This window comes from Comamonas sp. 4034, assembly GCF_050434545.1.
Lineage (GTDB): Bacteria > Pseudomonadota > Gammaproteobacteria > Burkholderiales > Burkholderiaceae_C > Comamonas > Comamonas odontotermitis.
This window is the reverse complement of the sequence record NZ_JBNDIT010000011.1, coordinates 54,360-69,050: the sequence shown is the minus strand read 5'-3', so window position 1 is coordinate 69,050 and position 14,691 is coordinate 54,360. Positions and strand designations below refer to the sequence as shown.

Below are 14,691 nucleotides of genomic sequence, written 5' to 3'. Positions count from 1 at the left end.
TTGTTCTCTCTTTGAACAGGTTCTTAGATGACTTCTTGCTGGGTGGTGCAATGAATGCCACCTCCGCCAGCGGCGATGGGGTCGATATTGATCTGGATCACCTCACGCCCTGGATACAACTGCATGTATATCGCCTTGGCACCAGCATCCGCATTTACATCCCCGAACTCCGGCAGAAAAATGGCGCTGCTGGTCGCATAGTAGTTGATGTAGCCTGCAGCGAAGGTATTCGGATTGTTTCCAGGCCGGATCTGCTCAGGACCGTCGATGACCACGATCTGCAGCGGCTGGTTGTCCGCATCGGTGGCACTGCGCAAGATATCCAGATGCCGCCGGGTCAACGCATAGTCGTAGGAGTCCGGATGCATCTCCCGGTGCGCCACGACCACGCCAGGGCGCACAAAGCGGGCATAGAAATCCGTGTGCGCATCGGTAATGTCCCGATTCTTGATGCCCGGCAACCAGATCACCTTGCGAATACCCAGCAAACGGCCCAGCTCCGCTTCGCAGTCGGCCTTGCTCCAGCCTGGGTTGCGGTTGTCATTGAGCACACAGCTCTCGGTGATGATGGCCATGCCCTTGCCATCGACCTCCAGCGCCCCACCTTCCAGCACCAGACGCGTGGCAAGCAGCGGCAGTTGCGCCTTGGCACTGACCTCATCGGCCACCTTGCCGTCAAAGCCGGATTGCTGCTTTTTGCCCCAGCCGTTGAAATTGAACTTGACGCAGGCCCGCTCGCCGTTTTGCTTGCGTACAAAGACGGGGCCGGTATCGCGCATCCACAGGTCGTCCATCTGGGCGGGAATGAGCACGACACGCGCATCGAGCATTTGACGTGCGCTGTCCATTTCCGCCTGTCGCACCAGCATGTTGACAGGTTCATGGGCAGCAATGGCATTGGCAATGCGCGCCAACGCCAGTTGCACCTGTGGCACTTGCGCACGTGACCAGATGGCATCCGAGGCGCCGAAAGCCATCCACGTCGCCTTGTGGGCTTCTGCCTCATCGGGCATGCGCCAGCCGTTGGCTGGGTCCTGCTCGCCCTGACCGTGGGCATTGCTGCTGTCCGCAGGGGGCCGAGCTTCGGCCTCTCCCACGTCACCGCCACCACAGGCGGTCAGCAAGCTGCCTACCGCAATCGCGCTGCCGCCCGCTGCGCAATGGCGCATGAAATATCGACGTGTCCTCATCATCCATCCTTTGTCCGCTTACAGAATCGATACGGAAACCCCTTCCGCATCAGGCTGGTCGCATTGTGGATGGATCAAGATATGAGATCAAATGATAATATTTGCCTCAATAAATTAATTTTTCTCATATGTCAGAACATCGTATTCCTTCGCTGAAACTGTTGATGGGCTTTGAGGCGGCGGCCCGGCATGGCAGTTTTTCGCGAGCGGCAGACGAGCTGCATGTGACACAGTCGGCCATCAGTCACCAGGTGCAGCAGTTGGAAGAGCAGATCATGCAACCGCTGTTTCGCCGCGCAGGCCGTGGTGTGGAGCTGACCGTTGCCGGCGAGGTGCTGCTGCGCAGTGTTCAACGCACGCTCACCGTCCTGCGCAGCGGCCTGGGCCGGATCAGCACCTACCTGGATCCGGGTCTGGTGGTGCTGGTTTGCCCCGCACCATTGCTGCACGGCTGGCTGCAGCCGAGATTGCGCGCCCTGGAAGCCCGGCACCCGCAGTTGTGCCTGCTGCTGTCCGTGGACGAAAGCGCCCGGTTTGTCGATGAAATCGATGTCGATATCGCCATCAGTGACAGGCCGCTTCAGCAGGCGGGTCTGGACGAAAGACCATTCCTGCAGGACGAATGGGTACTGGTGGCGAATACCGACCTGGCTGGGAAACTTGCCCCTCTTGCGCAGGCCCAACACCATCTGCACGCCGATCTGATCTGCCTGGAAGAGAGCCTGACCGGCGAGGCAACGGCCGCGGTCTTTCTGGGGCCGCTCGCGCACTTTCGCAAGCGTGCCATCTATGACGACCCGCGCCTCGTGCTGGACGCCATTCTGGAGGGTCGGGGAATCGCCTGTCTGCCGCGCCTGCTCGTCGATGCCAGCCTCGTGCGCGGCCAGTTGAAGATTCTTGAGCAGTACCCTCGTCTGCCCGGGGCAACCTGGTGGCTGTCAGGGGTTGCGGGGCAGACGCGTTCTCCCATCGTCTCGCAGGTATTCCAATGGCTTATCTCCGAAGGCCTGGGGTCGAAACCCTGACTGTGGCGAAGCATCGAAAAAAATTTACGGCCACCGTGGAATATCGAAAGCCCGGCGTACGTCTACCTGGATACCTACACCTCATCTTGAAAGATATACGCCATGAAAATTCGCAATCTCCCCGTGCTGGCCCTGGCCCTTGCAGCCGCTTTTGCTTCCGTGGCCCAGGCCGAGCCTGTCGCCACCATGGCTGGCGGCGTGCTCGTCAATGCCAGCGGCATGACGCTCTACACTTTCGACAAGGACGTGGCCGGCAGCAACAAGAGCATGTGCAATGGCCCCTGCATTGAGTTGTGGCCGGCAGTCTCTGCCTCGGCCGATGCAAAACCCGAAGGCGACTTCAGCGTGATCACCCGCGACGACGGCAGCAAGCAATGGGCCCACAAGGGCAAGCCGCTGTATACCTATGCAGCAGACAAGAAGGCGGGCGACGCAACGGGCGATAATTTCAAGGGCGTGTGGCACGTCATCAAGTAAGCCGCAGCCACTGCTGATCTGGATTGAACCTGCCTGGACTTCTATGCGCGCACAGGACGAAGCGGAGATCGTGGCCTGCATTCCCAGCCTGCGGCGGTATGCGCGCGGGCTGATGTCAGACCCTGACCGGGCTGACGACCTGGTGCAGGATACGCTGGAGCGCGCCTGGTCGCGCTTTTCCATGTGGCAAAAGCACAGTGAACTGCGGGCCTGGATGTTCGGCATCATGCACAACCAGTTCATTGATCGCATCCGTGCGCAGCGCAGCCGGCCCGAGGACAGCGTGGGTGACGACCTTCCTGAAATGCCCCAGCGGCCGCAGCAGGCCGACGCGCTGGAAGTCCGTGATCTCGATCGCCTGTTGCAACGGCTCCCTCCCGAGCAGCGGGAGGTGCTGCTGCTTGTCAGTGTCGAAGAGCTCAGCTACCAGGAGGTGGCCACTGTCGTCGGCGTGCCGATAGGCACCGTGATGTCCCGCCTCTCCCGCGCCCGTGCCCGCTTGCGCGACGAGATTGCTGCAAGCGGCAGCAGCCCGGACAAGGTCACGGTCGCCTCCCACAGAATTCAACGCGTGAAGTGATCATGGACACCCCACAGATCAAGGCCCTCGACTCCAGCACGGTGCCACCCGTCACAGAAGCCGATCTGCACGCCTATGCAGACCAGCAACTGACCCATGCGCGGCGCATCCAGGTGGAACAATACCTCGCGGAACACCCGCAAGAGCTTGCCCGTGTGCAGGATTGGCAACAGCAGAATGCGCGCCTGCGCGAAATGCTGGCCCCGGTGCTCGACGAGCCGTTGCCTCTTGGCCTGCCACTCCGACCAGCAGCATCAAGGTTTCCATGGCGCAGCCTGGCAGCCGGTGTGGTGATTGCGGTTGTCAGCGCAGGGTCGGCATGGTCCATCCGGGGTGCGGTCGATGCTGAGACGACACGGCTTGCCCTGGCGCGCCACACCCAGACGGTGGCCGCCAGCAATGGCGCTTTGAGTGGGTTTGCGCAACGTGCAGCCATTGCCCACGTCGTGTACAGCCCGGATGTCCGTCGGCCCGTGGAAATTGGCGCCGACCAGGAGCAGGCACTGGTCACCTGGCTCACCAAACGCATGGGGACGGAAGTACGCCCGCCTCAATTGGCCGGGCTGGGCTATGAATTGATGGGTGGGCGCCTTCTGCCCGGCGGCAATGGCCCGGTCGCCCAGTTCATGTACGGCACCCCTGCCGGGCAGCGCCTGACGCTCTATGTGACACGCGAGGTTCTCGGCCAAGGCGATGCGCAATTCAAGTTCGGCCAGGATGGCCCCGTCAACGTGTTCTATTGGGTGGAGGACAACCTGGGTTACGCCATCTCTGCGGGTGCCGACAAGGCAGAGCTGATGCGGGTCTCGCAAGAGGTCTACCGGCAACTCAAGCACGGATGACCCTGCGCAACACGCAGCAGCCAGCCAGTTGGCGGCTTGCTTCTGGCGGAACGCCGAAGGTGGTTGCCACCGTATTACAGCCCCCTGTGCGCGGGACTGGAATATTCCGCACCTCTCAAACGTCCACCGAAGGTATCTCCTTGCCTCCATTTATCTTTTCCATCCATTGCCAGCTCGGTCTGCATGCCCAGGGTTGAAAGACCCATGGCCGTGCCTTGTCTCCTTGAATCCGATTGAACAAGCACCATGAAAAAACCCAGACACTTTCGCCTTTCCCTCCAGTCACTGCTGGTCTCGCTGGCAGCATGCATTGGCTTCGCCGTATCCCATGTTGCCCACGCCGATCCAGTGATCAACGTATACGGGCCCGGCGGCCCCGCCCCAGCCATGAAGCAGGCGGCCAAGGAATTTGGCGAAGCCAGGAAGGTCACGGTCAACATCGTCGCCGGGCCTACGCCGCAGTGGGTGGACAAGGCCAGAAACGATGCCCACGTGGTATTCAGCGGCGCCGAAAACATGATGAGCGATTTCGCCAAGGCCATGCCCGGCATCTTCGATCTGCGGGACGCAGAGCCCCTGTACCTGCGGCCTGTCGCCATCCTGGTGAGGCCCGGCAATCCCAAGGGCATCAAAGGCTTCCGTGATGTGCTCGCCCCCGGCATCAAGGTTCTTGCCGTTGCGGGCGCCGGTCAGAACGGCCTGTGGGAAGACGTTGCCGGCCGTACCGGCGATATCGATACGCTGAGGGCCTTCCGCAAGAACCTCCTTCTGCCCGAAGCTGCCAACAGCGCCGAGGCACGTAAGCGCTGGATCGAGCAGACAGACATCGATGTGTGGCTGATCTGGAACATCTGGCAGGTGGCAAACCCGGAACTAGCGCAACTTGTCGAGATGGACGAGCCCTTCCGCATCTACCGGGATACCGGTGTTGTGCTGACCCATCGGGGAGCAGAACTTCCCGAGGCAAAGGAATTCGTGAAATTTCTGCAATCGCCTGGCGGACAAGCCATTTTTGCCAAGTGGGGCTGGAAAACCCCCTGAAATGCAACCGTTGTCCTTGCACAGAACACCAACCGCGCCCCTTTTCCATGGCTGCCGCAAGTTGGCACCAGGTGATGCAGGACGGGCTTCTTACACCAAACTTACATTTGTTAAAACAATCAAAATCAATTTTTGATTCATTTGATCTATTATTATATTACTCCGGAGAGGGAGTGAAGAAGAAGCACATCAGAGCTAGCCCAAGCTTGAGCCCGCAGAACGCGGGCTCTTTTTTTACCAATTGGTAGTAAATAAGACACAAACAAAACTATCAATTTGATAGATTTAGGCTAATATTTCCATAGAGATTTGTGCCGAGTTCGTGCCTCTCCCTCTCCCAAACGTTTATGCACGACATCCTGAACCTCCAGGATCGGCCTTTTTACAGTGAACTTTGCCACCTCCGGGTGGCATTTTTTTTCAGCCTCCAGCTTGGAACGTGTTGACGATCTCCTCGCGCTGGCCCTGCTTGCTCGCCTGATGCACGATGTCGAAGGCTATCTGCCAGAGCCCGACATGCGCGCCCTTGCAGAAATTGGCGGATACATGTACCGGGAAGCCAGGCGCAATAAAGCTCTGCGAGGTGATTGAATGCATGTATCCTAAGGGCCGCTCTGCAAAACCCCCTGGCGCGTGCCTGACGAGAGGCTGATGCCTTTCGATGCATGGGTGTGGCTGCAGAGCAGAAAACGAATTCAGACCCGCCAAGGACAAACGCCCATGCGGCAGCCGCTTGGCTGCAGTTGCCGTGTTGGCTGTCGTTCCTCTAGATCATCTCCATGTCAAGGCCTTAACTGCATGTGCGATAGCGCTCATTCCCGCATCCCTACTGGCAATGTCTGCGGGATTGGTATTAGGAAAACAACAAACATAGTGCCATGCATCAAACCCCAAGCATTTTGGACATTCTCTGTTGCCACAGTTGCAGGTGCTGCGGCGATATATAACTACGTCCGCAGCCTGGAGCTTTGGGGGAATTTCATTCACAATCCGGCTTATGTAACATAGGCCGCGTTTCGTAATTAAATGTGAATCGAAACCCACAGCCCATTACAATTTGAGCACGCTCTACAGAAAGACATACGATGAGAGGTCTAACAGTCAGCCAGCGGATTTCCGCCAGTTTTGCACTCATTATTGCGGTGATGTTCGGCATGTCCACCACCTTTTATTTACGTGCAGCGTCCAACCATGAGCGGGCAGCCGAAGTTCTCTCCTCGGATCTGGCGGGCATGGGCTTCGCAGGCCAGATGCGCCAGGATCTGGCCTTCCATTTCTACCAGACGCTCAATCTGCTGCGGGAGGCCGAGACGAATGCATCGCGCGCTGGCGATGTGCTCGCCGAAAGAAAGGCGAGGCTGAACACCATTGAAGCCAGTCTGGACAAGGCCTATTCCAGCTACCTCGCCACCATCACCCGCCAGGTAGACCGAGATGCGACTGCGGAATTCGCGCGCACGCGTGATGAATACCAGAAGAACGCGCATCAGCTGGTGGACTTTCTGGATCGCGGCCAGATTGCGCAGGCTGCGCAATTGCGCAATGAGCAGATGCTGCCCCAGTGGCGCAAGGCCCAGGAACAGGTGAGCGGCATTGTCGACATGAACCAGCATGAAGTGATCGAGGCCATGGAGATAATGCAGGAGATCGCGGGCTCCAACCAACGCCTGGCCGTCGGCGCCCTGGTGCTGGCTCTGGTGCTGGCCATCGTTTGCGGCCTGCTGCTGCACCGCTCGATCATGCGCCCTATTGAAGCGACGCTGGCCGCCATGAAGACCCTGGGCACCGGCGACCTCTCCAGCAAGCTCAACCTCAGCCGCCGCGATGAATTCGCCGCCATTGAAGAAGGCTTCAACGGCATGGTGACGTCGTTGCGTGAATTGGTGGTGCAAGCGCAGCGCTCTTCTGTGCAGCTGACCACATCCATCACCGAGGTCGCCGCCACCACCAAGCAGCAACAGGCCACGGTGACGGAAACTGCCGCCACCACCAGTGAAATTGGGGCCACCTCGCGCCAGATCGCCGCGACCTCTCGCGAGCTGGTGCGCACCATGGGCGATGTCTCGGCCCGCTCCGAACAGACCGCGACACTGGCCGGCTCTGGCCACCGGGGCGTGGTGCGCATGGCAGAGGTGATGCAGGAGCTGACCAGCGCTTCCGAACTGGTCAACGCCAAGCTCGCCCTGCTCAACGAAAAGGCCGGCGGCATCAACCAGGTCGTCACCACCATCGTCAAGGTAGCCGACCAGACCAACCTGCTTTCCCTGAATGCCGCCATCGAGGCCGAGAAGGCGGGCGAATATGGCCGCGGGTTCGGCGTGGTGGCCACCGAAGTGCGCCGACTGGCGGACCAGACCGCCGTCGCCACCTACGACATTGAACAGATGGTGCGCGAAATTCAGTCTGCGGTATCCGCAGGCGTCATGGGCATGGAAAAGTTCTCCGAGGAAATGCGCCGTGGCAATACCGAAATGACCCAGGTCGGCGACCAGCTGTCCCAGATCATCCACGAGGTTCAGGTTCTGGCCCCGCAGATGCAGCAGGTCAGCGAAGGCATGCAGACCCAGTCCAGCGGTGCTGAGCAGATCGAACAGGCACTGAGTCAGCTGACCGAGGCGAGCGGCCAAACCGTCGAATCATTGCACCAGGCTGGCATGGCCATTGAAAACATGAGCGATGTCGCCAACAACCTGCGCAGCGGAGTCAGCCGCTTCAAGGTCTGAATTGTGGCATTGACTTCCGCACCGGAACCTGCGCCGCTGCACCTGCTGTTCAGCCTGGGCGCCGACCGCTACGCTCTGCCTGCCAGCGTGGTGCGCAAAGTCATGCCCCTGCAACGGCTCAAGCATGTGCCAGAGGCTCCGGCCTGGGTGGCGGGGCTGCTGTCCTACCGTGGTGAGATCATTCCAGTGCTGGATCTGTGCCAGCGCATCTTTGGCCACATGGCCCGGCACAGCATCAACACCCGCCTGGTGCTGCTGCACTATTCGCCCACCCAGTCCCTGGGCCTGATCCTCGAAAAGGCCAACCAGGTGGTACGCCTGCCCAGCCTCGCGCAGCAACCCATGGGCCTGGATGCAGGAGTGCCCTATCTCGGCTCGGTGCAGGCCCAGGGCCCGGGCGATGTGATTCAACGCATCTCCATTGAAGGACTATTGCCTCCGGACGTCGCCCAAATGCTGTTTCCGCCGGAAGACAGGCACGCATGATTGAAAGACTGGAACAACTTCTGCGGTCGCTCATCGGGCTCGATGCGAGCACGCTGGGCCGGGGTGCGGTCGAGCGCGCGCTGCGGCAGCGGCTGAAGGCCAGCGCCATGGACGAAGAGGCCTACTGGAGCCATGTCCGCCAATCACCCACGGAACAACGTGCCCTGATCGAGAGCATTGTGGTTCCGGAGACCTGGTTCTTTCGCTACCCGGAGTCATTCGCCCTGCTGGCCACGCAAGCGCGAGCGCTGCAGCGCAGGCTCGCCATCGGACGGCCCCTGCGCCTGCTCAGCCTGCCCTGCTCCAGTGGTGAAGAGCCCTATTCCATGGCAATTGCCATGCTTGATGCCGATTTTTCCGCAGAGCAGTTTCAGATCGATGCACTGGATATCAGCCAGCGCGGCATAGAACAGGCGGCTCTCGGTAGATACGGCGTGAATGCCTTTCGCGGCGATGACCCGGACATCCGCGAGCGCTACTTTCAACGGGAAGAGGACGGCACCCACCGTATTCACGAGAGGCTGCGCGCCATGGTGAACTTTCAGTGCGGCAACATCCTCGACAGCATCGTGTCGCCTTCGCTGCTTACCTACGACATCGTGTTCTGTCGCAATCTGCTGATCTACTTTGACCAGCCCACACAATTGCGCGCCTTGACCAATCTCAAGCGCTGGTTGCACACCGATGGGCTTCTGTTTGCCGGGCCTGCCGAAGCAGGCATGCTGAGCCAGCAAGGCTTCGAATCGCTCGACGCAGCGCATAGTTTCGCGTTCCGCCGGCGCAGCCCGTCCAGCCCCCAGATGGCACCGCGCCCCGTGTTGCCTGCCGCGGCCAGGCCGAGAATCCCATTGCCGGTGCCGCCCCGTGCCATGGCTGCAGCGCGCCATCCGGCGCCATCGCCCGTCACCAGAGGGGATGCACCAGCAGGAGCGGATGCCGCCGCCGGCCTGAGCAAAATTGCCGCGCTCGCCAATGCGGGACGCAGCGCAGAAGCGCTTGGTGCCTGTGCGCGGCAGTTGGCCCAGCATGGGCCGTCTGCCGAGTTGTTCTTCTGGTGGGGACTGATCTGTGACGGCGCAGGCCAGACCGATACCGCACTGCGTCACTACCGCAAGGCCCTCTACCTGGATCCCTACCACGCCCGTGCGCTGGCACACCTGGCAGCCCTCCTGGTGACGCACGGAGACCACAGCGGCGCGGCGCGATTGCAGCAGCGGCTGAAGCAACGAGAAACCCACGATGCCGGCAAGTCCTGATTCCATTTTCACGCCAGAGTCCCAGGCGATTGATGCCTGCTGGCAGCGCATCGGTGTTCGCGGCGACCGGTCCTGCGAGCGGCTGCTCCAGCATGTGCACTGCCATAACTGCGAGCGCCATGCCGAGGCTGCCTCCCAGCTGCTCGATCGGCATGAACTGCACCTGGAGGCGATGGATGAGCCATCTACCGAAGACCAGCAGCCTGCCTCCCAGACGGAGGGCGGCACCCTGTCGGCCCTGATCTTTCGCATGGGGCAAAACTGGCTGGCCGTTCCCTCCACGCTGTTGCTGGAGGTTTCCGTGCCGGTGCCCGTTCACGGACTGCCATACCCCCGCAACCGATCGCTGCGAGGCCTGTGCAATGTACGGGGCACGCTGGTTCCCTGCCTGGCGCTGGAGGTGGTGCTGGGGCTGGCTACCGAAACCACGCCGCAGGACCGCCCCCGTATGCTGATACTGGACGCACCCGGCGGCGCGCTGGTCACCGAGGTCCAGGCGGTGGAAGGCATATACACGCTGGCGAACGCCATGCTGCAGAAAACCAGCCATGCCAGCGGCCTGGCAGCAAGCCAGCTGGCCTCTGCCGTGACGCAGTGGCAGCAGCGCAGTGTCACCGTGCTCGATGCCGATCTCCTGTCGCAGGCCTTGTTGAGGAGCCTCCGATGAGCCAGCAAGCCATGCCAGCGTTCCACCGCGCCCTCTGGGCTCCAAAGGTGAAGCCATGAGCCTTGATGCATATCAAGACAGCTCCATGCTGGAGTTATTCCGGCAGGAAGCGCAAGCACAGACCCAGGTCATGAATACCGGCCTGCTGGTTCTTGAGCGGGAGCCTGCCGACCCCACCCAGTTGGAAGCCTGCATGCGCGCAGCGCATTCGCTCAAGGGCGCAGCGCGAATTGTCGGGCTCGACGCCGCCGTATCCCTGGCCCATGTGATGGAGGACTTGCTGGTCGCCGCCCAGAGCGGCAAGCTCCGCCTGAACACGACACGCATCGATGCGCTGCTACGCGCCTCAGATGCCTTGCGACAACTGAGCGAAGGCGCCAATGTCGAAGGTCTGGCTGCACTGCAAGCCATTCTGGCGGCAGATGCGCAGCAGGATGAAGCACCAGAAACATCAGAAATACCAGATGCCTGGCCTGCCCCCACGCCAGCGCCTGCAGAGAAAGCCGCCGTCATTGAAACCACCGAGCCCGAGCCTCCTGGCGAGCTGCACGACCGCATACTGCGCGTGTCGGCCGAACGCCTCGACCACATGCTCGATCTGGCGGGGCGCTCACTGGTGGCGGCGCAGCGCACCAAATCCCTGAGCCAGGATCTGGCACGCCTCAAGCGCCTGCAAGACCATCTGGATCGCTCCCTGCATGGCCTGCGTGATGCCCTGCTGGGGCAGGATCTGCCGCCCCGCGCCAAGGCCCTGCTGTCCGATGCGAGTCACTGGACGCTGGAGGCAAAAAGCCACCTGCAGCAACACACGGAAGCTTTCGACAGCTTTGGCTGGTCCTTCGAGCAGCGCAGCCAACGCATGTATGACACCGTGTTGGCCTCGCGCATGCGCCCCTGCGCCGATCTGATGGCCGGCAAGGCACGCATGGTGCGCGACCTCGGTCGCAGCCTGGGCAAAGAGGTGTGGCTGAACCTGGAAGGCGAAGACATACAGGGCGACCGCGATGTGCTGGAGGTACTGGAGGCGCCGCTGATCCAGCTGCTGCGCAATGCGGTGGACCACGGCATTGAGAGCCCCGCGCAGCGCCTGGCCAGCGGCAAGCCCGTGCAGGGAAACCTGGTGCTGCGCGCACGGCATGCCGCCGGGCTTCTGGTATTGGAAGTCGAGGACGACGGGGGCGGCGTGGATCTTGATCGCGTACGCGCCACCGTCATCGCACGCAAGCTGGCCACCGAAGCCATGGCCCTACGCATGCACGAGGAGGAATTACTGGCTTTTCTGTTCCTGCCGGGCTTCAGCGTCAACGAAAAAGTCAGCGAGATTTCCGGCCGGGGCGTGGGGCTTGATGTGGTCCAGCATACGCTGCGCCAGCTGCGCGGCACCATCCGCGTTCGCCAGCAGCAAGGGCGTGGAACCGTGTTCCAGCTGCAACTGCCGCTGACCCTGTCGATGCTGCGCTGCCTGGTGGTGGAGGTCGGGGGCGAAGCCCTTGCGCTGCCCCTCGCGCAGGTGGAACAGACTCTGCGCATTCCTGCAGACGCCGTCAGCATGGTCGAAGGCCAGCAGCATGTCTGGGTGCGCGACCTCGCTGTCGGCCTGGTCGCCGCCCACCAGCTTTTGCAACTGCCACAGGGAAAATCCGATCCACTGGGGCTGTCGGTGGTTCTGGTGCCGCACCACGATCGCAGCCTCGCCATTGCGGTGGACCGCGTCATCAGCGAACAGAACCTGGCCGTGGTGCCCATCGATCCCCGTCTGGGCCTGCTGCGCGGCGTGGAGGCAGGTGCACTGCTCGACGACGGCAGCCCGGTGCTCATCATCGATATGGATGACCTGCTCAACTCCGCTGACAAGCTGTTGGGTGCAGGCCAGGTCGAACGGGTTGCACGGCTGTCCGGAGGACCGTCGCTGCGGCGCAAGCGCGTCCTGGTCGTGGACGACTCGCTGACCGTGCGTGAGCTGGAGCGCAAGCTCCTGGTCGGGCGCGGCTACGAGGTCTCCGTGGCAGTCGATGGCATGGATGGCTGGAACATCCTTCGGTCCGAAAAATACGACCTCCTGGTGACCGATATCGACATGCCTCGCATGGACGGCATCGAGCTGGTAGGTCTGGTGAGACGTGATGCACAACTGCAGTCCATGCCCGTGGTGGTTGTGTCCTACAAAGACCGGGAAGAAGACCGCCGACGCGGTCTGGATGCGGGAGCCGACTACTACCTTGCCAAGTCGAGCTTTCACGATGAAACATTACTAGAAGCAGTACAAATGCTGATCGGCGAGGCCGTTGAATGAAACTTGGATTGATGGTCAACACCCCTGAGTTGGCACAGCGCCTCGAACGGGCTCTGGCGCCTCCGCACGACATCCACTGGGTCGCGCAGGACGAGGCCCAGGCACTGCGCCTGTGCCGTGACACCCCTCCCGAGTTGCTGCTGCTGCAACTGGGCACCGCCGACCGGGTTGCGTTCTCGCGGCGGATCATGGACGAAGCCCCCTGCCCTTTGCTGCTGCTCGATCTGGCGACCGAGCTCAATACCGAATGGGCGTTCAATGCCCTGGGCCATGGCGCGCTCGATGTGGTTCACCTGCCCGAATTGGCTGGCAGCAGCACATTCAATCCCGCGCTGCTGCTGCGAAAGATCCAGAACATCGCCTGGCTGACCACCTCCCAGCAGCCCCCCGCCCACCGCGCCCCGCGCACCAGTTCGCAGCGCCCCTGCCTGATTGCAATCGGCGCTTCCGCCGGAGGGCCTGCGACGCTCAACCAGTTGCTGCACGAATTGCCGGCGGATCTTGATGCCGCTGTGGTGCTGGTCCAGCACCTGGATGACAAATTCTCGGCCGGCATGGCTGAATGGCTGGCACGTGAATCGGCGCTACCCGTACGGCTGGTCGAGGCAGGAGAGATGCCCCAGGCGGGTGTGGTTTTGCTGGCGGGCCGCAATGAACACCTGACGGTAAGCCGCCGTGGCGAACTGCAGTACTCCCCCAAGCCCGACGAGCAGATCTACCGTCCGTCGATCGACGTCTTCTTTCACAGCCTCGCCGAACAATGGCGAGGCGATGCCATCGGTGTGCTGCTGACCGGCATGGGGCGCGACGGGGCCCATGGCCTCAAGGCCATGCGCGAACGCGGCTTTGCCACCATTACCCAGGACCAGTCCAGCAGCGTGGTATGGGGCATGCCCAAGGCTGCCGTGGCCATCGATGCGGCCGCCGAAATCCTGCCTCTGGACCGCATACCCCATCGCCTGGCCGAACTATGTCGCTGGATAGCCGTAAAGAGAAATCCATGATTCACATTCCAACCCTGCCCGACAACATGTCCCTCCCGGAGCCGGACGAGTTCGCCGTCAGCGTTCTGCTGGTGGACGACCAGGCCATCATCGGGGAGGCCGTACGGCGCATGCTGACCCAGGAGGCGGGAGTCACCTTCCACTACTGCGGCGACGCGAACCAAGCCGTTGAGATGGCCGAGCGCATCCAGCCGACCGTCATCCTGCAGGACCTGGTGATGCCCGGTGTTGATGGACTGATCCTGGTGAGCCAGTATCGCAGCAACCCGAAACTGCGCGATCTCCCCATCATCGTGCTGTCGTCCAAGGAAGACCCCAAGATCAAAAGCCAGGCATTTGCGATCGGCGCCAATGACTACCTCGTCAAACTGCCCGATGCGGTCGAGCTGATCGCACGCATCCGCTACCACTCCCGCGCCTATCTGGCATTGAAGCAACGCGACCTGGCCAACCAGGCATTGCGCCTGAGCCAGCAGCAGCTGGTGGAAAGCAACCTTGCCTTGCAGCGCATGACCAAGCTCGACGGTCTGACCGGCCTGTCGAACCGCCGGCATTTCGATGAGCAACTGGACCTTGAGTGGAAGCGTGCGCGGCGAGAGCAGCTGGAGCTCTCCCTGCTGATCATCGATGTCGACTACTTCAAACCCTACAACGACAGCTTTGGCCATGTGATGGGCGACGAAGCCTTGCGCAGCGTAGCCCAGGTTCTCGCACAATCGTGCTCCCGCTCCGGTGACATGGTGGCCCGCTATGGCGGCGAAGAATTCGCCATCATCCTGCCCAATACCTCCCACGAAGGCGCCTGCTCGCTGGCCGATGGTGCACGGCGTGCCGTCCAGGCCCTGGCCATTGCCCATGTGCTGCCCGCACCCGGCGCCACACTGACCATCTCTGTCGGTGTAGCCACGATGGTGCCCGAGCAGGACACCACCGCACCCATTGCCCTGATACAGCGTGCAGACACCGGGCTGTACCAGGCCAAAGAAAAGGGGCGCAATCGCATCGGCGTGGCCTGAATGGCTTTGCGCCATGGCCTATCGATATTTGCAGCCACGGAATGCCCTGTGGCCTGGTAGCCGCCATTGCGCCGTATCAGGGCGCCCGGCG

14 protein-coding genes are annotated in these 14,691 nt (G+C 61.6%); 12 read left to right on the top strand and 2 right to left on the bottom strand.

All coding sequences use genetic code 11. The features are described from left to right. Positions 1 to 23 precede the first annotated feature (23 nt). Positions 24 to 1,190 carry an agmatine deiminase family protein gene (locus ABIE32_RS13325; protein ID WP_429016801.1) on the bottom strand — a complete coding sequence of 389 codons (1,167 nt, stop codon included), beginning with the start codon at positions 1,188 to 1,190 and terminating at the stop codon, positions 24 to 26. A gap of 128 nt (positions 1,191 to 1,318) precedes the next feature. On the opposite strand from ABIE32_RS13325, the gene ABIE32_RS13320 reads away from it, so the two are divergent. The 5 genes from ABIE32_RS13320 to ABIE32_RS13300 all read left to right on the top strand — a co-directional run bounded on the left by ABIE32_RS13320 (position 1,319) and on the right by ABIE32_RS13300 (position 5,155). Next, positions 1,319 to 2,215: a LysR family transcriptional regulator gene (locus tag ABIE32_RS13320; RefSeq protein ID WP_429016799.1), complete on the top strand. Its 897-nt coding sequence runs from the start codon at positions 1,319 to 1,321 to the stop codon at positions 2,213 to 2,215. 102 nt (positions 2,216 to 2,317) lie between these two features. Beyond that, positions 2,318 to 2,692, top strand: coding sequence for a COG4315 family predicted lipoprotein (locus ABIE32_RS13315; RefSeq protein WP_224152325.1), 375 nt, complete (start codon positions 2,318 to 2,320; stop codon positions 2,690 to 2,692). A 43-nt stretch (positions 2,693 to 2,735) separates the two neighbouring features. After that, on the top strand, positions 2,736 to 3,272 hold the full coding sequence (locus tag ABIE32_RS13310) for an RNA polymerase sigma factor (protein WP_395025321.1): 537 nt from the start codon (positions 2,736 to 2,738) through the stop codon (positions 3,270 to 3,272). Between the two features lie 2 nt (positions 3,273 to 3,274). Beyond that, the gene (locus ABIE32_RS13305) at positions 3,275 to 4,114 is read left to right on the top strand and encodes an anti-sigma factor family protein (RefSeq protein WP_429016797.1); all 840 of its coding nucleotides are present in this window, start codon (positions 3,275 to 3,277) and stop codon (positions 4,112 to 4,114) included. Positions 4,115 to 4,360: 246 nt separating this feature from the next. Next, complete coding sequence (locus tag ABIE32_RS13300; RefSeq protein ID WP_429016796.1) at positions 4,361 to 5,155, top strand: substrate-binding domain-containing protein; 795 nt, start codon at positions 4,361 to 4,363, stop codon at positions 5,153 to 5,155. A 420-nt stretch (positions 5,156 to 5,575) separates the two neighbouring features. On the opposite strand, the gene ABIE32_RS13295 is transcribed toward ABIE32_RS13300, so the two are convergent. Further along, positions 5,576 to 5,752, bottom strand: a complete 177-nt coding sequence (locus tag ABIE32_RS13295; protein ID WP_429016793.1) for a hypothetical protein — start codon at positions 5,750 to 5,752, stop codon at positions 5,576 to 5,578. A 488-nt stretch (positions 5,753 to 6,240) separates the two neighbouring features. On the opposite strand from ABIE32_RS13295, the gene ABIE32_RS13290 reads away from it, so the two are divergent. From ABIE32_RS13290 to ABIE32_RS13260, 7 genes are read left to right on the top strand one after another with little or no spacing between them, the layout of a single operon-like run. Continuing rightward, positions 6,241 to 7,878 (top strand): methyl-accepting chemotaxis protein, encoded by a 1,638-nt coding sequence (locus ABIE32_RS13290; RefSeq protein ID WP_429016790.1) that lies wholly within the window; start codon positions 6,241 to 6,243, stop codon positions 7,876 to 7,878. Positions 7,879 to 7,881: 3 nt separating this feature from the next. After that, positions 7,882 to 8,364, top strand: coding sequence for a chemotaxis protein CheW (locus ABIE32_RS13285; RefSeq protein WP_224152320.1), 483 nt, complete (start codon positions 7,882 to 7,884; stop codon positions 8,362 to 8,364). Then, positions 8,361 to 9,620, top strand: coding sequence for a CheR family methyltransferase (locus tag ABIE32_RS13280; RefSeq protein ID WP_429016789.1), 1,260 nt, complete (start codon positions 8,361 to 8,363; stop codon positions 9,618 to 9,620). The genes ABIE32_RS13285 and ABIE32_RS13280 overlap by 4 nt, the downstream gene beginning before the upstream one ends. Further along, on the top strand, positions 9,604 to 10,287 hold the full coding sequence (locus tag ABIE32_RS13275; protein WP_429016788.1) for a chemotaxis protein CheW: 684 nt from the start codon (positions 9,604 to 9,606) through the stop codon (positions 10,285 to 10,287). The genes ABIE32_RS13280 and ABIE32_RS13275 overlap by 17 nt, the downstream gene beginning before the upstream one ends. Before the next feature lie 55 nt (positions 10,288 to 10,342). Then, positions 10,343 to 12,580: a hybrid sensor histidine kinase/response regulator gene (locus ABIE32_RS13270; protein WP_429016786.1), complete on the top strand. Its 2,238-nt coding sequence runs from the start codon at positions 10,343 to 10,345 to the stop codon at positions 12,578 to 12,580. Further along, on the top strand, positions 12,577 to 13,584 hold the full coding sequence (gene cheB, locus ABIE32_RS13265) for a chemotaxis-specific protein-glutamate methyltransferase CheB (protein ID WP_429016784.1): 1,008 nt from the start codon (positions 12,577 to 12,579) through the stop codon (positions 13,582 to 13,584). Before ABIE32_RS13270 ends, cheB begins: the two co-directional genes overlap by 4 nt. Further along, the gene (locus ABIE32_RS13260; protein ID WP_396022780.1) at positions 13,581 to 14,600 is read left to right on the top strand and encodes a diguanylate cyclase; all 1,020 of its coding nucleotides are present in this window, start codon (positions 13,581 to 13,583) and stop codon (positions 14,598 to 14,600) included. Before cheB ends, ABIE32_RS13260 begins: the two co-directional genes overlap by 4 nt. The last annotated feature ends 91 nt before the right edge of the window (positions 14,601 to 14,691 follow it).